Annotated in this window: 18 protein-coding genes and 1 pseudogene; 16 read left to right on the top strand and 3 right to left on the bottom strand. The window is 72.7% G+C overall.

Annotated features, from left to right (window positions below; translation table 11 throughout):
* Position 1: 1 nt before the first annotated feature.
* The 16 genes from asnB (at position 2) to ACZ5C2_RS12570 (ending at position 20,704) form a co-directional block, all read left to right on the top strand.
* Entirely contained in the window at positions 2–1,933 is a 1,932-nt protein-coding gene (gene asnB / locus ACZ5C2_RS12495; protein WP_468789370.1) for an asparagine synthase (glutamine-hydrolyzing), read from the top strand.
* A gap of 17 nt (positions 1,934–1,950) precedes the next feature.
* A complete protein-coding gene (locus tag ACZ5C2_RS12500; RefSeq protein WP_468789372.1) occupies positions 1,951–4,134 on the top strand; it encodes a bi-domain-containing oxidoreductase in 2,184 nt (727 codons plus the stop codon).
* Positions 4,131–6,314 carry a heparinase II/III family protein gene (locus ACZ5C2_RS12505; RefSeq protein WP_468789374.1) on the top strand — a complete coding sequence of 728 codons (2,184 nt, stop codon included), beginning with the start codon at positions 4,131–4,133 and terminating at the stop codon, positions 6,312–6,314. The genes ACZ5C2_RS12500 and ACZ5C2_RS12505 overlap by 4 nt, the downstream gene beginning before the upstream one ends.
* Positions 6,315–6,326: 12 nt before the next feature.
* Complete coding sequence (locus tag ACZ5C2_RS12510; protein WP_468789376.1) at positions 6,327–7,847, top strand: right-handed parallel beta-helix repeat-containing protein; 1,521 nt, start codon at positions 6,327–6,329, stop codon at positions 7,845–7,847.
* Between the two features lies 1 nt (position 7,848).
* On the top strand, positions 7,849–9,081 hold the full coding sequence (locus ACZ5C2_RS12515; RefSeq protein ID WP_468789378.1) for an O-antigen ligase domain-containing protein: 1,233 nt from the start codon (positions 7,849–7,851) through the stop codon (positions 9,079–9,081).
* 2 nt (positions 9,082–9,083) lie between these two features.
* Positions 9,084–10,355, top strand: a complete 1,272-nt coding sequence (locus tag ACZ5C2_RS12520; protein WP_468789380.1) for a glycosyltransferase — start codon at positions 9,084–9,086, stop codon at positions 10,353–10,355.
* Positions 10,355–11,590, top strand: coding sequence for a class I SAM-dependent methyltransferase (locus tag ACZ5C2_RS12525; protein ID WP_468789382.1), 1,236 nt, complete (start codon positions 10,355–10,357; stop codon positions 11,588–11,590). The genes ACZ5C2_RS12520 and ACZ5C2_RS12525 overlap by 1 nt, the downstream gene beginning before the upstream one ends.
* On the top strand, positions 11,587–12,381 hold the full coding sequence (locus tag ACZ5C2_RS12530) for a sugar phosphate nucleotidyltransferase (RefSeq protein ID WP_468789384.1): 795 nt from the start codon (positions 11,587–11,589) through the stop codon (positions 12,379–12,381). The genes ACZ5C2_RS12525 and ACZ5C2_RS12530 overlap by 4 nt, the downstream gene beginning before the upstream one ends.
* Positions 12,378–13,025: a PIG-L deacetylase family protein gene (locus ACZ5C2_RS12535; RefSeq protein WP_468789386.1), complete on the top strand. Its 648-nt coding sequence runs from the start codon at positions 12,378–12,380 to the stop codon at positions 13,023–13,025. The genes ACZ5C2_RS12530 and ACZ5C2_RS12535 overlap by 4 nt, the downstream gene beginning before the upstream one ends.
* Positions 13,026–13,028: 3 nt before the next feature.
* Positions 13,029–14,054, top strand: a complete 1,026-nt coding sequence (locus ACZ5C2_RS12540; RefSeq protein WP_468789388.1) for an NAD-dependent epimerase/dehydratase family protein — start codon at positions 13,029–13,031, stop codon at positions 14,052–14,054.
* Positions 14,051–15,325, top strand: a complete 1,275-nt coding sequence (locus ACZ5C2_RS12545; protein WP_468789390.1) for a DUF4910 domain-containing protein — start codon at positions 14,051–14,053, stop codon at positions 15,323–15,325. Before ACZ5C2_RS12540 ends, ACZ5C2_RS12545 begins: the two co-directional genes overlap by 4 nt.
* Positions 15,326–15,330: 5 nt before the next feature.
* Positions 15,331–16,617: a hypothetical protein gene (locus ACZ5C2_RS12550; RefSeq protein ID WP_468789392.1), complete on the top strand. Its 1,287-nt coding sequence runs from the start codon at positions 15,331–15,333 to the stop codon at positions 16,615–16,617.
* Positions 16,614–17,561, top strand: a complete 948-nt coding sequence (locus ACZ5C2_RS12555; RefSeq protein WP_468789394.1) for a glycosyltransferase family 2 protein — start codon at positions 16,614–16,616, stop codon at positions 17,559–17,561. Before ACZ5C2_RS12550 ends, ACZ5C2_RS12555 begins: the two co-directional genes overlap by 4 nt.
* A gap of 71 nt (positions 17,562–17,632) precedes the next feature.
* On the top strand, positions 17,633–18,823 hold the full coding sequence (locus tag ACZ5C2_RS12560) for a polysaccharide pyruvyl transferase family protein (protein ID WP_468789565.1): 1,191 nt from the start codon (positions 17,633–17,635) through the stop codon (positions 18,821–18,823).
* Complete coding sequence (gene rfbC, locus ACZ5C2_RS12565; protein WP_468789396.1) at positions 18,820–19,371, top strand: dTDP-4-dehydrorhamnose 3,5-epimerase; 552 nt, start codon at positions 18,820–18,822, stop codon at positions 19,369–19,371. Before ACZ5C2_RS12560 ends, rfbC begins: the two co-directional genes overlap by 4 nt.
* A gap of 7 nt (positions 19,372–19,378) precedes the next feature.
* Positions 19,379–20,704 (top strand): glutamate-1-semialdehyde 2,1-aminomutase, encoded by a 1,326-nt coding sequence (locus ACZ5C2_RS12570; RefSeq protein WP_468789398.1) that lies wholly within the window; start codon positions 19,379–19,381, stop codon positions 20,702–20,704.
* A 7-nt stretch (positions 20,705–20,711) separates the two neighbouring features.
* On the opposite strand, the gene ACZ5C2_RS12575 is transcribed toward ACZ5C2_RS12570, so the two are convergent.
* From ACZ5C2_RS12575 to ACZ5C2_RS12585, 3 genes and pseudogenes are all read right to left on the bottom strand, one after another.
* Positions 20,712–21,434, bottom strand: a complete 723-nt coding sequence (locus ACZ5C2_RS12575; protein WP_468789400.1) for a phosphatase PAP2 family protein — start codon at positions 21,432–21,434, stop codon at positions 20,712–20,714.
* Positions 21,435–21,506: 72 nt separating this feature from the next.
* Positions 21,507–21,626 (bottom strand): annotated as a pseudogene (locus ACZ5C2_RS12580) (ATP-binding protein); the annotation flags it as partial.
* 238 nt (positions 21,627–21,864) lie between these two features.
* Positions 21,865–23,214, bottom strand: coding sequence for a Cys-Gln thioester bond-forming surface protein (locus ACZ5C2_RS12585; RefSeq protein ID WP_468789567.1), 1,350 nt, complete (start codon positions 23,212–23,214; stop codon positions 21,865–21,867).
* Positions 23,215–23,562 lie beyond the last annotated feature (348 nt).

Consider the following 23,562-nt stretch of genomic DNA (forward strand, 5'->3'; position numbering starts at 1 on the left):
CATGTGCGGCATCGCAGGCACCTACCGATGGCCGGACGGCAAGGCCGTCACCGACCGGCTCACCGACACCCTCGCCCACCGCGGTCCGGACGGGGCGGGCCGGTACAGCCACAGCGTCGGTGACGGCGAAGTGCACCTCGGGCACCGCCGGCTGGCCGTCATCGACCTGTCCGGGACCGGCGCCCAGCCGATGGTCTCGGGCGGCCTCGTCCTGACGTACAACGGCGAACTGTACAACGCGCCCGAACTGCGGGCCGAACTGGCGGCCGCCGGGGTGAGCTTCCGCGGTACCTCCGACACGGAGGTGCTGCTGGAGGCCTGGCGGCGCTGGGGCACGGACTGCCTGCCCCGGCTGCGCGGCATGTTCGCGTTCGGGATCTTCGACGAGCGGACCGGTGAGCTGGTACTCGCCCGCGACCAGCTGGGCGTCAAGCCGCTGTTCCTGCTCCGGCGCGGCGAGGGCCTGGTGTTCGCCTCCGAGCTCAAGGCGCTCGCCGCCGTGACCGGCGGGTCGCTGGAGGTTGACCACGCGGCGATGGTGGCCTCGCTGCTGTACTACTGGGTACCGGACTCACGGTGCGCGTTCCGCGAGGCGGAGAAACTGCCGCCGGGGAGCTGGCTGAGGTGCCGGCCCGACGGCCGGGTGGAGCGCGGCCGTTACTGGAGCCTGAGGGACGTCGCCGCCGAGGGCCGGGAGCGGGCCCTGGCCGGCGAACAGCCGGACATCGCCGCCGTCGTGGAGGAGTCGGCCCGGCGCCACCTCCTCTCCGACGTGCCCGTGGCGACCTTCCTCTCCGGCGGTCTCGACTCCAGCTATCTGACCGCACTGGCGGCCCGCGACCGGCCCGGGATCGCCGCGTACACGATCGGGTTCCGCGCCGAGGACGCGAGGTTCGAGGCGATGCCGGACGACCTGCGCTACGCCCGGCAGGTGGCCGAGCGGTTCGGTGTCGACCTGCGTGAGATCGAGATCGCTCCGGATGTGCTCGACCTGCTGCCCCGGATGACGTACCACCTGGACGAGCCGATCGGTGACCCCGCCGCGATCAACACGTTCCTGATCTGCTCGGCCGCCCGGGAGGCCGGGATCAAGGTGATGCTGTCGGGGATGGGCGCCGACGAGTTGTTCGCCGGATACCGCAAGCACCTGGCCAACCTGCTCGCACTGCGCTACCAGCGCGTCCCGCGGCCGCTGCGGCGCGGGGTGTCCGGGGCCGTGGACCGGCTCCCGGTCGCGACGAGCCGGCGGGGGCTGCGGTCGGTGCGCTTCGCGAAGCGCTTCCTCTCCTTCGCCGATCTGCCGGAGGAGACCGCCTTCCGGCGCAGCTACACCATGTACGACCGGGAGGAACTGCTCGCCCTGGTCGATCCGGACCTGGCCGGAACGGTCGACGACGTGCTGACCGAGCATGCGGACGTCTACGGGGACAACGACCTCGACGACTTCGTCAACCGCATGTGCCTGGGCGACGCCCGGATGTTCCTGCCGGGCCTGAACCTCGCCTACACGGACCGGTCGAGTATGGCCGCGTCGACCGAGGTGCGGGTGCCGTACGTGGACGTCGAGGTGGTCAGGGCGGCGTTCGCCGTGCCCGGTGACCGCAAGATCGTCGGACGGCAGGGCAAGGCCGTCCTCAAGGAGGCGGCCGTCTCCATCCTGCCCCGGGAGATCGTCTACCGGCCCAAGGGCCTGTTCAGCGCCCCGCTGCGGGCCTGGATGAGCCGGGATCTGGCCCCGCTGGTGCGCGAGGTGGTCAACGACGGCGAGCTCGTCCGTTCCGGGTTCCTGCGCCGCGACGCGCTCCGGCGGCTCGTCGCCGAGGACGCCGCCGGACAGCAGGACTTCTCCAAGCACCTGTGGCACGTGCTGACCCTCGAGTACTGGTACCGCGGCGCGACCTCCGGGTCCGGCCCGCACTCATCGACGGCGTAGAGACAAGAGGACTTCGGGTGAAACAGGTCGTACAGAACTACAAGAGCGGCGAGCTGGCACTGCTCGACGTGCCGGAGCCCGGGTGCAAGCCGGGCGGTGTGCTGGTCCGCAGCTCCTACTCGCTGATCTCCACCGGGACCGAGCTCATGAAGGTGTCCGAGGCCGGCATGTCGATGCTGGGCAAGGCCCGTTCCCGGCCGGACCAGGTGGCGAAGGTCGTGCGGAGCGTGGCCACCAACGGGGTGCCCGCCACCTACCGCAAGGTGATGGGCAAGCTGGACTCCTACACGCCGCTGGGCTATTCGCTGTGCGGTGTGGTCGAGCAGGTCGGTGCCGGGATCGACGACGTGGCGGTCGGTGACCTGGTGGCCTGTGCCGGCAACGAGCACGCGTTGCACGCCGAGTTGAACTGGGTGCCGAAGAACCTCTACGCGCCGGTGCCGGACGGTCTCGCGCCGCAGCACGCGGCCTTCGGCACCGTCGGGTCGATCGCTTTGCAGGGTGTACGCCGCGGCGAGTCACAACTCGGCGACGTGGCGCTGGTCATCGGCCTCGGGCTGATCGGGCAGTTGGTGGTGCAGCTGCTCGCCGCCTCGGGAGTGCGTGTCGTCGGGGCCGACCCCGACCCACTGCGCTGCGAGCTCGCCGAGCGGCTGGGCGCGGCGGCCTGCGACGATCCCGCCTCCTCGGCGGTGGAGCAGGCCGTCGCCGAACTCACCGGCGGCCTGGGCGTGGACCAGGTGTACCTGGCCGCCGGCGGCGACAGCAACCAGCCCGTCGAGCTGGCCGCCCGGCTGTGCCGGGACCGGGGCCGGGTGGTCGACATCGGCAAGTGCCGTCTGGACCTGCCGTGGAACGCGTACTACGAGAAGGAACTCGACGTCCGCTTCTCCCGCAGTTACGGCCCCGGGCGCTACGACCCGGAGTACGAACTGGAGGGCCGGGACTACCCGATCGGGTACGTGCGCTGGACCGAGCGCCGCAACCTGGCGTGCTTCCTCGATCTCGTCGCCCGCGGCCGCGTCGACGTGGAGCCCCTGGTCTCCCACACGGCCGACTTCGACGACGCCGTCGAGACATACCGGAGTCTGCAGGACGGCGGCCTGAAGGCCGTGGCCGTGCTGTTCCGGTACCCGGAGCAGGCGGCCGGGGCGGAAGCCCTGGAGATCGCCGTCCCCCCGGTACGGCGCGGCGGCACGGTGTCCGCCCCGGCCCGGGCGGCCACGTCCCCGGTGCGCCTCGCGTTCGTCGGCGCGGGCAACTACGCGACGTCGATGCTGCTGCCGCACCTGGCAGGGCGTGACGGCGTCGAGCTGTCCACGGTCGTCACCACGACGGCGCTGTCCGCGGCCAACGCGCAGCGCAAGTTCGGCTTCACCGGGGCGACCACCGACCTCGACGCCGTGCTCGGCGACCCGGCCGTCGACGCGGTGTTCGTGGTCACCCGGCACAGCTCGCACGCCGAACTGACCCGGAAGGCGCTGCTGGCCGGCAAGGCGGTGTTCGTGGAGAAGCCGCTGGCGCTCACCGAGGACGAGCTGGCCGGTGTGCTCGCGGCGGTGGAGGAGTCCGGCAACGACCGGCTCCAGGTGGGCTTCAACCGCCGGTTCGCGCCGCTGCTGCGGGAGGCCGGGAAACGGTTCGGCCCCCGGACCGGACCGGGACACGTCCGCTACCTGGTCAACGCCGGCCGGCTGGACCACGGCAGCTGGTACCTCCAACAGGGCACCGAGGGCTCGCGGTTCGCCGGCGAGGGCGGACACTTCGTCGACACGGCGAGCTGGCTGCTCGGGGCCGACCCGGTCTCGGTGTACGCGCTCACCACGCCCGGCGGTGAGGACCTCCAGGTCGTGCTGCGCTACCCCGACGGATCCACCGCCACCATCAGTTACGTCACCACGGGCCCGTCCGGCTTCCCCAAGGAGACCCTGGACCTGGTCGCGGACGGCCGCGCGCTGCGCCTGGACGACTTCGTCCGCGCCTCGGTGTACGACGGCCGCAAGCGGTGGGTCAGTTCGCGGCTGCCCAAGGCGCGCGACAAGGGCCAGTCCGCGGAACTGGCCGCGTTCGTCAGGGCCGTGCGCAGCGGCGGGCCGATGCCGGTGCCGCTGGAGTCGCTGGCCGCCACCACGGCGGCCACCCTCGCCGTGCGGGCCGGGCTGGCCGGCGGTGTGCCGGTCACGCTGACGGGGGCGCGATGACGGTGCGTTCGGGGAGTCCGGGCTGGTACCTGCGGCGGCTGTCCCGGATGGAGCCGCGGGAGGTCGCCGGCCGGGTGGGCGACACGGTGCGCAGGCGGCGGTGGCGGTCTGCGCCGCCGCCGGACTGCCCGCGCGTGACCGGCGCCCGGTTCACCGCCGTGCTGCCCCCGGGGACGGTCGCCGCGGTGCCGCCGGACGCCGCGAAACGCCTCGTCGCCGAGGCGGACCGGCTGATGGCCGGACGCGTCGAGTACTTCGGGGTGGAGCGCGACGACCTGGCCGACCCGGACTGGTGGTACGACCCGAAGACCGGGCGCCGGGCCCCGTCGGGCTACGCCTTCGACGTGCCCTACCGGGACGAGGACACGGTCGGGGACATCAAGCAGATCTGGGAGCCGTCCCGGCACCAGTACCTCACCGTGCTCGCCGCCGCCTATGCGGTCACCGGGGACGAGCGGTACGCCGAGCGGGTGGCCGAGCACCTGCGGTCGTGGTGGGCGGTCAACGCGCCGCTGCGCGGGGTGCACTGGACCAGCGGCATCGAACTGGGGATCCGGCTGCTGTCCTGGGTGTGGATCCGGCGGCTGCTCGACGGCTGGCCGGGCGCGGCCACTCTGTTCGAGGGCAATCCGGTGGCGGTGAACCAGATCTGGCACCACCAGCGCTGGCTGGCCGCCTTCCCCAGCCGGGGGTCCTCGGCGAACAACCACGTCATCGCCGAGGCGGCCGGGCAGTTCGCCGCGGCCTGCGCGTTCGGATGGTTCCCCACGTCCGCGCGCCTGCGGGCCGACGCGCTGCGGTCGCTGGAGCGGCAGCTGCGGAGCAACACCTTCGGCTCCGGACTCAACCGCGAGCTGGCCACCGAATACCACGGGCTGGTGCTGGAGCTCGCCCTGGCCGCGGTGGCCGAGGCGGATGCCGCGGGCGTGCCGGTTCCCGCGTCCGTCCGGCTGGTGCTGCTGCGGATGACCGACGCGCTCGCGGCCGTCGTGGACAACCGGCTGCGGCCGCCGCGGCAGGGGGACGCGGACGACGGGCACGGTCTGGTCGTGGACGGCGCGGGCACCGACCGCTGGGGTTCGCTGCTGGCCACCGGGGACGCCGTGTTCGGCCGGCTCGACTGGTGGCCGGAGGTGACCGGCACCGATGTGCGCACCCCGTTGCTGGCCGCGCTCATCCGGCCCGGGGCCGATCCGGAGTCCTCCGTGGGCACTCCGGCGCCCGGCACGCGCCCTCGCCGCACGACGGCCCTGGGCGGATGGCTCCGCCCGGCACCCGGCACGCACCCCCACCGCATCACGCCCCTGGACGGATGGCTCCGCGGCGTGACCGGCGGAGCCGCACGTAGAGGGCGGGGGCCGGACGCCGCTGCGCCCGGCTCCCGGGCGGTCGGCGGGAGAAGCCGGACAGGTCACGCCCCGGCCGTCTCCCGCCCGGCGAGCCGGCCGGCCCACTTCGCCGACGCGGGGCTCACCATCCTGCGGGGGCCGGGAGACATCTGGTGCCGCTGCGACGGCGGCCCGCACGGATTCCTGTCCATCGCCGCGCACGCCCACGCGGACGCGCTGTCCGTGGAGGTCCGGCACGACGGGGTGGACGTGCTCGCCGATCCGGGGACGTACTGCTACCACGGGCAGCCCGAGTGGCGACGGTACTTCCGCTCGACCCTCGGCCACAACACGCTGGAACTCGACGGCGCCGACCAGTCCGTCTCCGGCGGCCCGTTCCTGTGGACCAGGCAGGCCCGCAGCCGCGTCCTGGCCGTGGACACCTCCGGGGAGGGGGTGGCCCGCTGGTGCGCCGAGCACGACGGCTACCGGCCGGCCGTACACCGCCGCCGGGTCGAACTGACGGCGGCCGGCCGCGAGGTGAAGGTGGTCGACGAGATACGCGGCCCGGTCCGGGACGTGCGCCTGGCGTTCCACCTCGGCCCGGCGGTCACCGCGGACCTGGTGGGGAACCGGGCCGCGCTCACCTGGACCCGGGACGGCGAGGACCGCTCCGCGGTGCTCGAGCTGCCCGGCCAGTTGAGCTGGCGGGCGCACCGCGGCGAGAGCGACCCGCCACTGGGCTGGTACTCCCCCGGCTTCGGCCGCAGGGAACCCGCCACCACGCTGGTCGGCACCGGCGTCGCCGACGCCGCGCGGCGGTTCACCACCGTACTCGGGTTCCAGGGCTAGGGGGGAGGACACTTGGGGAGCAAGGGGCGGCGCCGGGCGTTACCGGCGGCACCGCTGGCGCTGCTTCTGCTGGCGGCGACCGGCTGCGAGGGCACGCCGGACGCACGGCCGGAGCCGAGCACCGGGCCGTCCCTGTCCGTGGCCCGGGTGTGCGCCGGGCCCGCGGCCGGGCCGGCGAAGGCGCCGGCCGGTGCGGTGACGGTCGACCCCGCGGTGGCCGGCGACCTGGCCGCGAAGACCAGGAGCAGTCCGCCGGGGACCACGTTCTGGCTCCGGCCGGGCACGCACACGCTCGAGCCGGACCGCTACGCCCAGGTCCTCCCCAAGGAGGGCAACAGCTACCTCGGCGCGCCGGGGGCGGTGCTCGACGGCCGGAAGACCAACCAGTACGCGTTCGGCGGCACCGCCCGCGACGTCACCATCCGCCACCTGACCGTGCAGGGCTTCGTCGCGCCGCACGACGAGGGCGTGGTCAACCACGACTCGGCCGACGGGTGGGTGATCGAGCACGCGACGATCCAGAACAACTCCGGTGCCGGCCTGATGGCCGGTGCCAGCCAGCAGGTCCGCGCGAACTGCCTGCGCGGCAACGGCCAGTACGGCATGAACGCGTACAAGGGTGACGGGATCATCAGGGACCTGGTGGTCGAGGGCAACGAGATCACGGGCAACAACACCGGCGACTGGGAACGGCGACGGCCGGGCTGCGGCTGCACCGGAGGCGTCAAGTTCTGGGCCGTGGACGGCGCGGATGTACGCGGCAACTGGGTGCACGACAACCGCGGAACCGGGTTGTGGGCGGACACCAACAACAACGACTTCCGTATCGAGGGCAACGTGCTCGAAGCCAATGACGGCGCCGCGCTGATCTACGAGACCAGCTACAACGCGGTCATCCGGAAGAACACGATCCGGCGGAACAACTGGGTGGAGGGCCGCAGGTACGCCGACCGCGGCGACACCTTCCCGTTCGCGACCGTCTACCTGTCCGAGTCCGGCGGTGAACCGCGGATCCCGGCCCGCACGGACAGGATCGAGGTCTACCGGAACCTCCTGGAGAACAACTGGTCCGGCATCACCCTGTGGGAGAACGCCGACCGGTTCTGCAACAGCCCGGCCAACACCTCGTCCGGTGACTGCACGCTGCTGGTCGAGGACACCGACCGCTGCGCACAGCCGGAGATCGCCACCGCACCGCTCTACGCCGACTGCCGGTGGAAGACCCAGCGGGTGGACATCCACGACAACCGCTTCGTGCTGGACAAGTCCGTCGTCGACTGCGCGGTGAAGTGCGACCGCATGGCGGTGCTGGCCAACTACGGCACCTATCCGGAGTGGTCGCCGTACCAGGGCGAGCGGGTGGCCGAGGCGATCACCCTCGAGCAGCACAACCGCTGGCACGACAACGTCTACGTCGGACCGTGGAAGTTCGTCGCCCACGACCCCAGCCGGGTGCTCGACCCCGGGCAGTGGCAGGGGCCGCCGTACCGGCAGGACGCGGGCAGCGACTTCCGCGCACGGGACGGTGGTTGAGATGGGCACGGACCACACGCCGAAGATCGTCGGAACGGCCTGGGGACTGCTGGTCCTCAACACCCTCGGCTCCGCCGGGGCGAAGACCATCGTCCCGCTGCCCCGCTCCCTCATCCAGATGGTCACCATGGGCGCGCTGGTCACCGCGTTCGCGCTGGCGCTCGCGGTCAATCTCCGTCCGCGCGTCCGGCCGAGTGCCTTCCTGTTCCTGCTGACCCTGCTGCTGGTGCCGAGCGTGCTCTCCAGCGCGAGCCTGGAGTCCGGGTTCGGCGCGCTGTTCCGCTGCGCCCGGCTCGCTCTCTTCGTCGGCACGCTGTGGCTGCTCAGCCGCTGGTGGGACGGCGGCCCGACGTTCGTCCGGCACCACATCCGCATGTACTTCCTGGTGCTCTGTTCGGTGGCCGCCGGCCTGGTCGTCTCACCGGGAGCCGCCCTGCCCGAGCTCTACGGGGGGCGGCTGGTCGGCGCGTTGTGGCCGCTCACCCCGCCGCAGATCGGACAGTACGCCGCGGTGGTCACCGGGCTTGCCGTGCTGCTCCTCCTGGGCCGCCGGACCGACCGGCGCAGCGCGGCGCTGGTCATCGTGCCGGCCCTCGTCCTGCTCGCGCTGACCCATACCCGTACGGCCACGCTGGGTCTGGTCGCCGGGCTGACGCTGGCGGTCGGCTCGCTCGTCCTGACCAGTGCCGCCGCCCGCCGGTTCTTCACCTGGGCGGTGCTGTGCGCCGCCGTGGCCGCGGTGGGGTTCGGCTCCGCGCTGCGGGCCTGGTTCCTGCGCGGGCAGAGCCAGGAGAACTTCACCAGTCTCACCGGCCGGGCCAAGGTCTGGGACGCCCTGCTCGCGGCGCCCCGGACGACCTCGGAGTACCTGTTCGGCGCGGGCCTGGGTGACAAGTCGTTCGGCGGGCTGCCGATCGACAACAGCTGGCTGGCCGTCTACCACGAGCAGGGGATGACCGGTGTCGCCCTGGTCGCGGGAATGATCACCGTGCTGGGCGGGGTCGCGTTGCTGCGGCCGCCGTCACTGTCGAGGGCCTGCGCGATCTTCCTGATCAGCTACTGCGCGATCGCGTCGTACACCGAGGCCGGGCTGGGCGACGCCTCGCCGTACCTGCTGCATCTGGCCGTGGCCGCCTCGCTCCTTGCCGCACCGGCCGCGGCCACGGCCCTCCCGGCGCCGGACGTGCCTCGACGGCGCGCTCCGCGATGGGCCCGGACATCGGAGGTGACCTGAGCATGCACGTCCTCGTGGTGCACAACCGCTACCGCTCGGAGCAGCCGAGCGGGGAGAACACGGTCGTCGACCGGGAGGTGGCGCTGCTGCGCGGGGCCGGCCACCGGGTCGAGGTGTTCGAGCGGCGCAGCGACGACATCGCCGCCAGATCCCTGCCGGCCAAGGCCGTGCTGCCGTTCCTCGTGCCGTGGAACCCGGCGGTCCGCAAGGAGCTCGCCGCCCGGCTGCGCGGCGAACGGCCGGACGTGGTGCACGTCCACAACGTCTTCCCGCTCCTGTCGCCGGCGGTGCTGGCCGCATGCGCCGACGCCGGGGTGCCCGCCGTGGCCACGCTGCACAACTACGCCCAGGTCTGCCCGCCCGGCACGCTGCAACGGGACGGCCGGCCGTGCACCGAGTGCGTCGGGGCCTCACCGCTGCCCGCCGTCCGGCACGGCTGCTACCGGAACTCCCGGCCGGCGACCGTACCGCTCGCGGTCAGCCTGGCGGTCAACCGGCGGCGGTGGTGGTCCGGCGTGGAGCGGTTCTTCTGCATCTCGGCAGCGCAGCGCGATGTCCTGGTGGGGGCAGGCATGCCGGCCGAACGGCTGGTGGTGAAGCACAACTTCGTGCCCGACCCGCAGGTCCGCCGGCGGGGCGACGGCGAGCATCTGCTCTATCTCGGCCGCCTCGCCGAGACCAAGGGCGTACGGCTGCTGATGGCCGCGTGGGACGAGCTCGCCGCCGGCGGCGGTGTGGGCGTGCCGCTCGTGATCGCCGGCGCGGGGCCGCTGGAGCGGGAGGTGGCCGCCTGGGCGGCGGGCCGGGACGACGTGCGGTACGCCGGCCTGTACGACCGGGCGGAGTGCCTGGAGGCCGTCGCGCGGTCGGTCGCCGTGGTGGCTCCCTCCACGTGGCTGGAGGCGTTCGGCCTGGTGGTCGTGGAGGCGATGGCGGCGGGCGTCCCGGCCGTCGCCGCCGGTCACGGCGCCTTCACCGAACTCGTCGAGCACGAAGGGACCGGGCTGCTGCACCGGCCGAACGATGCCGCCTCGCTCGCGTCCTGCCTGCGCCGGATCACGGCCGAGACCGCTGAGGGCCGGGAGATGGGCCGGGCGGCCCGGCGCCGTTACGAGCAGGGATTCAGCCCGGACGTCGGGCTGGAGCGCCTGGTGGAGGGGTACCGCTCCGCGATCGCGGGCCGGTCCGGCGGCGGGGACGGCCCGCCGCCGGCAGGGGATGGAAACACTGGCTCGCGGCGGGGACACCCGCGCGGGCGGGATGGGGGCAGTTGATGACACGATGCCGACTCTGCGGCTCGGCGGCGCTCGAGAGCGTCGTCGACCTGGGGGCGACCCCGCCGTGCGAGAGCTTCCTCGCCGCGGACCAACTCGACCGGCCGGAACCGGCGTACCCGCTGCACCTGCGGGTGTGCACCGACTGCTGGCTCGCGCAGATCCCTCCGCTGATCACGCCGGAGGAGACGTTCACGCAGTACGCGTACTTCTCCTCCTACTCGACCTCCTGGGTGGAGCACGCGCGCACGTTCGTCGACGGCGCCGCCGCGCGGCTGGGGCTCGGCGCCGACTCCTTCGTGGTCGAGGTCGCGAGCAACGACGGATATCTGCTGAAGCATGTGGTGGACCGCGGCATCCGCTGCCTCGGCATCGAGCCGTCGGTGAACGTCGGCGCGACGGCGCGGGACGCGGGTGTGCCCACGCTCACGGCCTTCCTGGACCCGGCCACCGGCTCGGAGGTCCGCGCGCAACACGGCCCGGCGGACCTGGTCGTGGCCAACAACGTGTACGCGCACATCCCCGACGTGGTCGGGTTCACCCGGGGGCTGCGCGCCCTGGTCGCCGACGACGGCTGGGTCTCCGTCGAGGTGCAGCACCTGCTGACCCTGATCGAGGAGAACCAGTACGACACGATCTACCACGAGCACTTCCAGTACTACACGGTCGCGTCCGCCACCCGGGCGCTGGCGAGCGGCGGACTCACGCTCGTGGACGTCGAGTTGCTGCCGACGCACGGCGGCTCGATCCGGCTGTGGGCCCGCCCGGCCGAGGTCGCCGGGGAACCCTCCCGGCGGGTGGCCGAGGTGCTGGACCGGGAGAAGGCCGCCGGGCTCCAGGAGTTGCCCGGGTACACCGAGTTCTCCGCCCGGGTGGCCAAGGTGCGCCGGGACCTGCTGCGGTTCCTCATCGAGGCGGCCGAGCGCGGCGAGACGGTCGTCGGCTACGGCGCGCCGGGCAAGGGCAACACGCTGCTCAACTACTGCGGCATCCGGCCCGACCTGCTCCCGTACACGGTCGACCGCAACCCCTACAAGCACGGCAGGTTCACCCCGGGCACCCGCATCCCGGTCCTGCCGCCCGAGCGGATAGCCGAGGACCGGCCGGACTACGTCCTCGTCCTCCCCTGGAACCTGCGGGCCGAACTGACCGAGCAGCTGTCCTTCGTGCACGAGTGGGGCGGCAGGCTGGTCTTTCCCATACCGGAACTGAGCATTGTCGAGGTCGAGCGATGAAGGTCGTACTGTTCTGCGGCGGTTACGGGCTGCGGATGCGCAACGGAACCTCCGACGACGTGCCCAAGCCGATGGCGATGGTCGGACCGCGCCCGCTGATCTGGCACGTCATGCGCTACTACGCGTACTACGGGCACACCGAGTTCATCCTGTGCCTCGGGTACGGGGCGCACCACATCAAGGACTTCTTCCTCCACTACGAGGAGACCACGTCCAACGACTTCGTGCTGCGGGGCGGGCGGACCGAGTTGCTGTCCACCGACATCGCGGACTGGACGATCACCTTCGCGCAGACCGGCATCGAGTCACCGATCGGGGAGCGGCTGCGCCGGGTGCGTGACCATCTGGACGGCGACGAGATGTTCCTCGCCAACTACGCGGACGTGCTCACCGACGCCCCGCTGCCGGAGATGATCGACCGGTTCGCCCGGCGCGACGCCGGTGCGTCGATGATGGTGGTGCCGCCGCAGTCCTCGTTCCACTGCGTGGACCTGGGTGAGGACGGTCTGGTGGGCGGCATCACCCCGGTGAGCGAACTGCCGCTGTGGGAGAACGGCGGCTACTTCGTGCTCCGCCAGGAGGTCTTCGACCACATCCCCGAGGGCGGGGACCTGGTCGCCGACGGATGCGCCCAACTGGCCAAGCGCGGGCGGCTGGTGGCGCACCAGCACCGCGGCTTCTGGAAGCCGACCGACACCGTGAAGGAGCGGGCCGCGCTCGACGGGGCCTACGCCCGGGGCGACCGCCCGTGGGCGGTGTGGGAACGGGACGGCGCGGGAGTGAGCGCGTGATCCGGCTCGGCACCGGCAGCCCGGACCGGATCGTCGCGGTGGGCGCGCACTGCGACGACATCGCCATCGGCGCCGGCGGCACCCTGCTGACGCTGTGCCTCGCACGGCCGGGCATCCGCGTCGACGCGCTGGTGCTCTCCGGCGGTGGGGGCGAGCGGGAGCGGGAGGAGCGGGCCGCGCTCGCCGCCTTCTGCCCCGGCGCCGACCTGCGGCTGACCGTACTCAAGCTGCCGGACGGCCGTATGCCGGCGCACTGGGAGGAGGCGAAGTCCGCGGTCGAGGAGCTGCGCGGGCGCACGGAGCCGGACCTCGTGCTGGCCCCGCGCACCGAGGACGCGCACCAGGACCACCGCGGCCTGGCGCGGCTGATACCCACCGCGTTCCGCGACCACCTCGTGCTCGGCTACGAGATCGTCAAGTGGGACGGCGATCTCGGCCGTCCGACCGCGTACCAGCCGCTGTCGCCTCAGATCGCCGAACAGAAGGTGCGACTGCTGCAGGAGCACTATCCCTCGCAGCGGCACCGGCCCTGGTACGACCGGGAGGCATTCCTCGGTCTCGCGCGGATCCGCGGCATCGAATGCCACGAGCGCTACGCCGAGGCGTTCGCCGTCACCAAACTCATGCTCGACCTGGGGGAATGAACTGTGCGCGTACTGCTGACCGGACACCAGGGCTACCTGGGCACCGTGATGGCCCCGGTCCTCACGGCCGCCGGGCACGAGGTCGTCGGTCTTGACGCCGGCCTGTTCGCCGACTGCGTCCTCGGCCCGGCGCCCGCGGACCCGCCGGGCCATCGTGTGGACCTGCGCGACGTCACGGCCGACCACGTGGCAGGGGTGGACGCCGTGATCCATCTGGCCGCGCTGTCCAACGACCCGCTGGGATCACTGGCACCGGATCTCACCTACGACATCAACCACCACGCGTCCGTGCGCCTGGCCAGGCTGGCCCGCGACGCCGGGGTCCAGCGTTTCCTGTACGCGTCGACCTGCTCGGTCTACGGTGCCGCCGGCGGCGACGGCCTGGTGGGCGAGGACGCACCTCTGCGCCCGGTGACCCCGTACGCGGAGTCCAAGGTGCGGGTGGAGGACGACCTGCACGCGCTGTCCGACGGCGACTTCAGCCCGGTGTACCTGCGCAACGCCACCGCGTTCGGCTTCTCGCCCCGGCTGCGCGCCGACATCGTGCTGAACAACCTGGTGGGCCACGCGCTGCTGTCGGGCGAGGTGCTCGTGCTCTCCGACGGCACCCCCTGGCGCCCGCTGGTGCACGCCGCCGACATCGCCCGTGCCTTCGCCGCCGCGCTGACCGCGCCCCGGGTGGCGGTGCACGACCGGGCGTTCAACATCGGCAGCGAGGTCAACAACGTCACGGTCGCGGAGATCGCCGGGCAGGTCGCCGAGGCGGTGAGCGGCTCGAAGGTGGTGATCACCGGGGAGACCGGCGCCGATCCGCGGTCGTACCGGGTGGACTTCTCCCGGTTCCGCGCCGCGATCCCCGGCTTCGACTGCGAGTGGACGGTGAAGCGGGGCGCGCTCGAACTCGCCGACGCCTACCGGGAACACGGGCTGACCCGAGAGGACTTCGAGCGGCGCTTCACCCGCCTCGCCGTGCTGCGCGCGGCGTCCGACTCCCAGGACGTCGACGACACCCTGCGGTGGCGCGGATGACCTCGGCCGGCGGGGAGATGCACGCGCTGGTGGAGCGGCTGTACCCGCTGTGCCGGAGCATCACCGGCGACGGTGTGCGGGCCACCCTGGACATCGTCGGCGAGTACGTCCCGCTGCGGGTGCACGAGGTGCCGACCGGGACGCAGGTGCTCGACTGGACGGTGCCGCAGGAGTGGAACATCCGGGACGCCTACGTCGCCGACGCCTCCGGCCGCCGCGTCGTCGACTTCGCCGCGTCCAGTCTGCATGTGCTCGGCTACAGCGTGCCGGTGTCGGCGACCATGCCGCTGGCCGAGCTGCGCCCGCATCTGCACACCCTGCCGGACCACCCGTCCTGGGTGCCGTACCGCACCAGTTACTACCGGCCGGAGTGGGGTTTCTGCCTGTCCCAGGAGACGTTGGACGCACTGCCGGACGGCGAGTACGAGGTGCGGATCGACTCCACGCTCGCCGACGGCCACCTCACCTACGCCGAGCACGTGATTCCCGGGCAGGTCCCCGACGAGGTGATCGTCTCCTGCCACGTCTGCCACCCGTCGCTGGCCAACGACAACCTGGCCGGCATCGCGGTGGCGGTCTTCCTGGCCCGGGCACTGGCGGAGCGGCAGCCGTACTACACCTACCGGTTCATCTTCGCCCCCGGCACCATCGGCGCGATCACCTGGCTGGCCCGCAACGCGGAGCGGGTGGAGCGGGTCAGGCACGGCCTGGTGCTGGCCTGCGCGGGCGATCCGGGCGAACTGACCTACAAGCGGAGCAGACGCGGTGACGCGGAGATCGACCGGGTGCTGCGGCACGTTCTGTCCGCCTCCGCACGCCCGCACCGCATCACCGAGTTCACTCCGTACGGATACGACGAGCGGCAGTACTGCTCGCCCGGTTTCGACCTCGGCGTGGGCTCGCTCAGCAGGACCCCGTACGCCGGGTACCCCGAGTACCACACCTCGGCGGACAACCCGGACTTCGTCTCCCCGGAGGCGATGGCGGACACCCTCGCCGTCTGCCGCGAGGCGTTCGCCCTCCTCGACCGCAACCGGCGGTACGTCAACCTCAGCCCGTACGGAGAACCACAGTTGGGCCGGCGCGGGCTCTATGACTCGCTCGGGGGCCGCAGCGACGCCCAGCAGGCCCAGATGGCGATGCTCTGGGTGCTGAGTCTGTCCGACGGGGAGCACGGTCTGCTGGACGTCGCCGAACGGTCCGGGCTGCCGTTCGACACCGTCGCCGACGCCGCCGAGGCCCTGCACGGCGCCGGGCTGCTCAAGGCGTGACGCCGATGACCACGAAGGGGGAGACCACGGCACCCGCGAGATCCACCCGGCGGGCCGTCGCCGGCCGGCTGTCCTGGGGACTGGCCGACCAGGCGGCCTCCAGCCTGTCCAACTTCGCGGTGGGCATCTATGTGGCGCGCTCGCTCGGGCTGACCGCGTTCGGCGTGTTCAGCCTGGCCTGGGTGACCTACGGCGTGGTGCTCAACGTCTCCCGGGGACTGGCCACCGACCCGCTCGTGGTGCGCTTCAGCGGCGTGCCGGAGGCGTCCTGGCGCTCGGCGGTGGCCCGGTCGTCGGGTACCGCCCTCGGTGTCGGTGCCGTCATCGGCGCGGTGTGCCTGGTGGTCGGACCGGTGCTGGGAGGCAGCCTGGGGGCCGCGTTCACCGGCCTCGGCGTCATGTTGCCGGGGCTGCTGTTGCAGGACGCCTGGCGGTACGCGTTCTTCGCCGCCGGCGACGGCCGCAAGGCGTTCGTCAACGACGTCGTGTGGGGTGTCGCGCTCGTCCCGGCCATGGTGCTGGCGGCCCATGTGGGCACCGTGACCGCTTTCCTGCTCGCCTGGGGCGGGTCCGCCGCGGTGGCCGCGGGGTACGGCTGCTTCCAGTCCGGCATCCTGCCGCGGCCGGCCGGGGCGCGCGAGTGGCATCGCGACCACCGCGACCTCGGCTACCGGTACCTGGTCGAGAACGTCGGCGTCAGCGGCGCGAGTCAGTTGCGGGCGTACGGGCTCGGCGCGATCGTCGGGGTCGGCGCGGTGGGGGTGATCCGGGGCGCCGAGCTCCTGCTCGGCCCGTTCCTCGCCGTGCTGATGGGGCTGTCGCTGGTCACCGTCGCCGAGGCGGCGCGGGTACTCCGGCGGGCGCCGCACCGGCTCGGAACGTTCTGTCTCCTTCTCGGCGGCGGGCAGGCCGTCGGCGCGCTGTCGTGGGGCGCGGCGCTGCTGCTGGTGCCGGACCGGCTCGGCGAACTCGTCCTCGGTGACGTCTGGAGCTCCGCCTCCGAGCTCATCGTGCCGGTCACGCTCGGCGTCGCGGGCGCCGGCCTCGGCACCGGCGCGGCGGCCGGGCTCCGCGCGCTCGCCGCCGCCCGGCGCAGCCTGCGCTGCCAGTTGTTCGCCTCCGCCTGTTACGTCACCGGCGGGATCGGCGGAGCGGTCGTGGCCGGCACCGTCGGCTCGGCGTGGGGCGTCGCCGCCGCGGCCGCCTGCGGATCGACCGTGTGGTGGCTCCAGTTGAGGTCCGCCCTGCGTGAGCACCGGCACCATCCCATCCCCGAAGTGAGGACACCGTGACACCCCATCCCCGGCTGAGCATCGGCCTGCCCGTGTACAACGGCGAGGAGTACCTGGCCGAGTCGTTCGACGCCCTGCTGGGCCAGACCTACGAGGACTTCGAACTGGTCGTCTCCGACAACGCCTCGACCGACGGCACCGAGGACATCTGCCGCCGGTACGCCGCGAAGGACTCGCGCATCCGGTACCTCCGGCTGCCCCGGAACATCGGCGCCGCGCCGAACCACAACCACGTGTTCACCGAGTGCCGGGGCGAGCTGTTCAAGTGGGCCTCGCACGACGACCTGTACGCCCGGGACCTGCTGCGTGCCTGCGTCGAGGCGCTGGACGAGCGTCCTGACGTGATCCTCGCGCACAGCGGCCAAGCGGTCATCGACAGCGCCGGCAAGGTGAAGGTCCCCTACGCGTACGGTCTCGCCACCGACTCCCCGCACGCGCCGGAACGCTTCCGCAGCCTGCTGTTCGAGCCCGGCGGCGACGACTTCTACGGGGTGATGCGGGCGGACGTGCTCCGCCGGGTGAAGCCGCACGACAGCTACCACCACGCGGACCGCGTGTTCGTCGCCGAGATCACCCTGCACGGGCCCTTCCACCAGGTGCCGGAGCTGCTGTACTTCCGCCGCGACCACCCCACCCGCGCCGAGCGGGCGAACCCCTCCAAGCGCTCCCGGTGCGTCAACCTGGACCCGCGCCGGGCCGGACCGCTGCACCCGACGCCCCGGCTGCTCGCCGAGTACGTCTGGGGCTTCGTCGCGGCGATCCGGCGTGCGCCGCTGTCCCCGGCCGACCGGCGGGCGTGCTACCGCCACCTGGCCGCGTGGATGACCAGCCGGGTCCCGCCGGGCGCCGGCGAGCGGGTCGAGGACCGCGCCCCGGCCGACCCGGACCGGCTCACCGTCTCCGTCGACGCGCTGGTCGCCGGCCGTGAGGGGAGGCGGGCGTGAGCGCGGTACGCGTCGGGGTGTTCGGCCTGTTCGGCTCCGGGAACCTCGGCAACGACGGGTCGCTGGAGGCCATGCTCGACTACCTCCGTGCCGAGCACCCCGGGGCGGTCGTGGACGCGCTGTGCGGCGGACCCGAAGTGGTCGCGGCCCGGTACGGGATCCCCGCGACGCGGCTGAACTGGTACCGCGGGGAGTACCGGACCGCGTCACGCGCGGGTGCGATCGCCGCCAAGGGGCTGGGCAAGCTCGTCGACGTCTTCCGCACCGGCGCCTGGGTGCGCCGGCACGACGTGGTGATCGTGCCGGGCACGGGCGTCCTGGAGACCACGCTGCCGCTGCGGCCGTGGGGCTTCCCGTATGCGCTGTTCCTGCTCTGCGCGACCGGCCGCCTGTTCGGCACCCGGGTCGCACTCGTCAGCGTCGGCGCCGGTGTGATCGGCAACCGGCCGACCCGGGCCCTGACGCGCTGGTCGACGCGGCTGGCCGCCTACCGGTCGTTCCGGGACGTCCAGTCCCGCGAGGCGATGCGGGCGATGGGCGTGGACACCACGCGCGACGAGGTCTACGCGGACCTCGCGTTCTCCCTGCCGACGCCGCGGCGCGACGAGGTTCACCCGGACCTCGCGTCTTCGGTGCCGACGCCGCGGAAGAGCTCACCCCCGCGCCCGCCGGGCCCGGTCTGCGTCGGCGTCATGGACTTCCACGGGAGCAACGACGACCGCGCCCGGGCCGGGCAGATCCACCGGCGCTACCTCGACGGGACGACCCGCTTCGTCCGCGCGCTGGCCGAGGACGGCAGGCCGGTCCGGCTGCTCACCGGCGACGAGCTCGACCGGTCCGTGGTCGACGCCATCCTCGACGCGGTGGACTCGCCGCTGGTCGCCGCGGCCGAAACGGCCTCGCTGGCCGACCTGGTGAAGGAGACGGCGGCCGCCGACACCGTGGTGGCGACCCGGTACCACAACCTGATCTGCGCGCTGAAGGCCGGCACACCGACGCTCGCGCTCAGCTATTCGGCGAAGAGCGACACGCTCATGGCCGAGATGGGGCTGGGCGAGTACTGCCACCCGGCCCGCGAGGTCGACGCCGACCGGCTGATCGAGCGGTTCCGGGCGCTGGAGCGGCGGTCGGCGGAGCTGCGGCGGACCCTCGCCGAGCGGAACCTGGCCGCCGCCCGGCGCGTCGAGCAGCAGTTCACCGCCCTGACCGCCGCCCTGTTCCCGGCGACCGACCACACCCACACCTCACGGGAGGCCCGATGAAGGCGACCGACGTCCCGGCGATCGCCGGCGCGTACCTGTTCGAGCCGACGCCGTACGCCGACGAACGCGGTTTCTTCTGCCGCACCTTCGACGCCGAGGTGGTCCGCGCGGTGGGCCTCGACCCGGACGCGTTCGTCCAGGACAGCCTCTCCCGCTCGGTCAAGGGCGTGCTGCGCGGCCTGCACCTGCGTTCCGGCGCCGGCGAGGCGAAGCTCGTACGGTGCTCGTACGGAAGGATCTACGACGTCGTCGTGGACCTGCGGCCGGGCTCACCGACCTACCTGGGCCGTGCCTCCTTCGAGCTGTCCGGCGAGACGCAGGCGACCCTGTACGTCCCGGCGGGCTGCGCGCACGGCTTCCAGGCGCTGACCGACACCGCCGACACCTCGTACCGGATCGACCGCGAACACGACCCGGCCGAGGACGTGACGATCGCCTTCGACGATCCGGAACTCGCCATCCCCTGGCCGCTGCCCGCCACATCAATGTCCCGGCGGGACCGGGAGGCGCCGAGCCTCGCCGATGTTCTGAAGCACCTGGAGAGGTGAGGCCCCGGTGACCAACGAAGACTTCGACCTGCCCCGCTCGCGGCAGGCCAACGAGCGACTGCACGCCCTGATCCCCGGCGGCGCGCACACCTACGCCAAGGGCGACGACCAGTACCCCGCCGGTCTGGCCCCGGTCATCAGCCACGGCCGCGGCGCCCACGTGTGGGACGTCGACGGCAACCGCTACGTCGAGTACGGCTCCGGCCTCCGGTCGGTCAGTCTCGGCCACGCCCACCCGCGCGTGGTCGAGGCGGTACGGCGGCAACTCGACCGCGGCAGCAACTTCGTCCGGCCGTCCATCGTGGAGGCCGAGGCCGCCGAACGCTTCCTGGCCACCGTACCGACGGCGGACATGGTGAAGTTCGCGAAGAACGGCTCCGACGCCACGACGGCCGCCGTACGCCTCGCCCGCGCCGCCACCGGCCGCACGCGGGTGGCTCTCTGCGCCGACCATCCGTTCTTCTCCGTGGACGACTGGTTCATCGGCACCACGCCGATGTCCGCAGGCATCCCGGCTGCGACGACCGACCTCACCCTGGCGTTCCCCTACGGCGACCTGGCCGCCACGGAGGAGCTCCTCACCCGCCACCAGGACGAGGTCGCCTGCCTGATCCTGGAACCCGCCACCCACACCGAACCGCCCCCCGGGTACCTCGCCGGCCTGCGCGAACTGGCCGACCGGCACGGCTGCGTCCTCATCTTCGACGAGATGATCACCGGCTTCCGCTGGTCCGAGGCGGGCGCCCAGGGCCTGTACGGCGTCGTCCCCGACCTCTCCACCTTCGGCAAGGCACTGGGCAACGGGTTCGCCGTCTCCGCGCTGGCCGGGCGCCGCGAGCTGATGGAGCGGGGCGGACTGCGCCACTCCGGCGACCGGGTGTTCCTGCTGTCCACCACGCACGGTGCGGAAACGCACTCCCTGGCCGCCGCGATGGCCGTGCAGACCACGTACGTCGATGAGGGCGTCACCGCGCGGTTGCACACCCTCGGCGAGCGGCTGGCCGCCGGTGTCCGCGAGGCGGCGTCCGGCATGGGCGTCGGCGACCACGTCGTCGTCCGGGGCCGGGCCAGCAACCTGGTCTTCGCCACCCTCGACGAGAGGCGGCAGCCGTCGCAGGAGTACCGCACGCTGTTCCTGCGCCGGCTCCTCACGGGCGGGGTGCTGGCCCCCTCCTTCGTGGTGAGCGCCGCACTCACCGACGCCGACATCGACCACACCCTCGACGTGGTGGCCCAGGCCTGCGCGGTGTACCGGAAGGCACTGGACGCCGGCGACCCGACCCCGTGGTTGGGCGGACGCCCTGTGAAGCCGGTGTTCCGCCGCCTGGCGTGACGGCACGTCAGCGGCGCTCCCGCCGACCGGCGTCGGCCCTCCGGTCGGCCCTCCGGTCGGCCCTCCGGTCGACCGACCACGCGGTCGCCGGTATCACCGCCAGCGCGGTGCACCAGCCGCCGAGGACGTCGGTCGGGTAGTGCGCGCCCAGGGCGACCTGCGCCCACCCCATGGCGGCACCGGCGGCCAGCCCCGCGCCGAGCACGAGTGACGCGCCGGCCGCCCTGCCGAGGCCGAACCGTCCGACCGCGAGCAGCGCCATCACGAGGGCGAACGCGGTGAGGAAGGCGGTGTGCCCGCTCGGGTAGGACAGGTTGTCGCGGCCATGGATGGTGCGCCCCACCAGGGGCTTGAGCAGCGTTGTCGCCCCCACGCTCAAGCCGGCGCCGACCACGACGAGCAGCGCCGCGCGAGGACGCCGGAGCAGCAGGCAGCCCGTCACGGCGGCCCCGACCAGTATCGCCGCTCCTACGGGCTCCCCCAGGAAGTCCGTGGCCAGAGCGACGTTCCGCCACGACGTCCCCGCACCGTCCACCACCGCCCAGACCCGCGCGTCCACCGCCCCGGGCTCGCTGTCGCCGGCGTACAGCACCCCGAGCACGACGACCACCAGCGCGGCGAGTGCCGCGATCGGCCCGCACCACGCGCGCACCGACGGGGGCAGCACCGCGGGCACCGGCCGACCGGCCGTACGCCCACCGCGGGTGTGCCGGGTCAGGTCTTCCACCATGGGTCCATCATCGCCGCCGCGCCCGGCGGGTGCCCGGCCCTGTGGACAACTCCCCGCGACGGTCCAGGACCGTCAGCCGGGCAGGTCCAGTTCGGCGGCGACCGTCTTGCCGACGGGGATGCGGTCCAGGACCTCCCACCGGTCGGCGAGGGCCTCCACGAGGACCATGCCCCGGCCGGTCTCCGCGAGCGGGCCTCAGCAGGGAGGAGTTCGCCGCCACGGTCCGCTTCTCGAAGCACACGGTGGCCTCGGTGGAGCAGGGCCGCCGGATGCCGGACCCGGGCTCCGTGGAGCCTGCGGAGGAGGCGACCGGCCGGGGCGCTTCTGCTTCCGGTACCGGCGCGGCGAGCGCCCGGCACGGGCCTCCATGGCAGACGGGCCCGGCGCACGCATCGCGTGGGCCGGGCCCGTCCGCCGGGTCAGCTGCCGGTCACTCCCCGGCGGCCGCCTTCTTCCTGCGCAGGACGAACATCGCCGCGCCGCCCGCGACCACGAGGGCCACCGCGACACCCGCGATCACCGGGGTCGCGCTGGAGCTGCCGGTGTTCGCCAGGTCGCCCTCGCCGCCCGTCGTGTCCTCGGCGGAGCCGCCGGCCGGGCTGGGGGCCGAGGACGGGGTGTCCCCGTCCGTGCCCGGCGTCTCGGTGCCCGGGGTGCCCTGGGTCTTGCAGTCCAGGACGCCCTGGAAACGCTCCGAGAAGCCGTTCGGGCCCTCGATGGTGATGTCGTACGCCGCGTCCTCGTCGACCGGGACGGTCACCGTCTTGGTCCCGCCCGCCTCGATCGTGTGCTCGGTGCCCGCGAGTTCGAAGGTGAACGGCTTGTCGCCCTCGTTGCTCGCCGTGACGTCGACGCCGCCCTTGGCGCAGTTCTTCTCCGCCGTGACCGAGGGGATGGCGCCCTTGGTGGCCCAGTTCGCGGTCGCGTCGGCCGTGACCGTGGACTCACTGGAGCCGGCGAGGATCTGCGTCTGGCTCTTGCTGGGGCTCGCGAACGCGCGGCCGACCGGGATCTGGGTGGTCGCCTTGACCGTCAGCGAGGCCGAACCGTCGGCCGTCCCCTCGGGAACGTCGAAGAACAGCTCGGTGCCGTCACTGGCGGACGTGACGGCCTTACCGCTCTTGTCGGTCACCTTGACGCCGGCCCCGGCGGCGTCGGCGGAAGCGGCGACGGAGACCTGACCGGCGTCGGTGCGCACGGTCACCGGGCCGAGCGTGCCGCCGGCCTTGCCGGAGACCGCGTTGGGCTCCAGCGTGAGGGAGGTCTTCGGCTCCTTGAGGTTCTGGGCCTCTGCCTCGAGCCAGTCGGCGAGCTTCTCGGCCTGTGCGTCACGGGCCTCGACCTTCGCCCCGTCCGAGAAGCGCCAGATGGCCACCTGGGTACCGGCCGCTGCGGTCTTGGCCGTCAGCCCGCTGGCACCCGACTTCTGGGCCAGCGCCGTCAGGTCGTCGACCTGCGGGTACGAGTTCTGCAGGATCCAGAGGATCTTGCCGGCGTTCTCGTTGGCGCCCAGCGAGGTCTGGGCCCAGGGGGTCTCCAGGTACTTCGCCTTGTTCTGGGTCGGGTTGTGGATGTCGATGCAGTACGTCTCCAGGCGGCCGCTGCCCTCGACGCTCATCTCGAACAGGCCGGCGGCGATGTTCTTGGTCTTGCCGTCGCCGACGTCCAGACGGGCGGAGTCGTACGTCTTCAGCCCGTCGAGGGTGGCGACCGCACCCCCCTGGTGATGGACGTCCCCCTCGTCGGCGGCGGCGTTACCCGCACCGACGAGAAGGCCCATGGTCAGCAGTCCGGCCGTGGCCGCCCCTGCGGCGACACCTCGTCCGGTGACGCGCCGCCTGGTCGTGGCGGACGCGGAATGAAGAGCAAACACAGATTTCCCCTCCGGCGGGACCCGCAACGGGACACGCGAGATGTGTTCACACATGATGCGTGGTGGAAGAGTCACGCCAGTTGTCTCAAGTGCTGGACAAGCACGAGAAGATCTTATGAACCGAAGCACTCCGGGTCTTCGTTCCTGGCGCCGGAGGATCATTCCGAATCGGAACCGTTACTTCCTGCGACCGGAGTGCCCGCATCCATCCAATCTTCACAACCCATCCGATGAGTCTTCCCGCCTCCCGCCCGG

This window comes from Streptomyces sp. NPDC031365 (assembly GCF_055569765.1).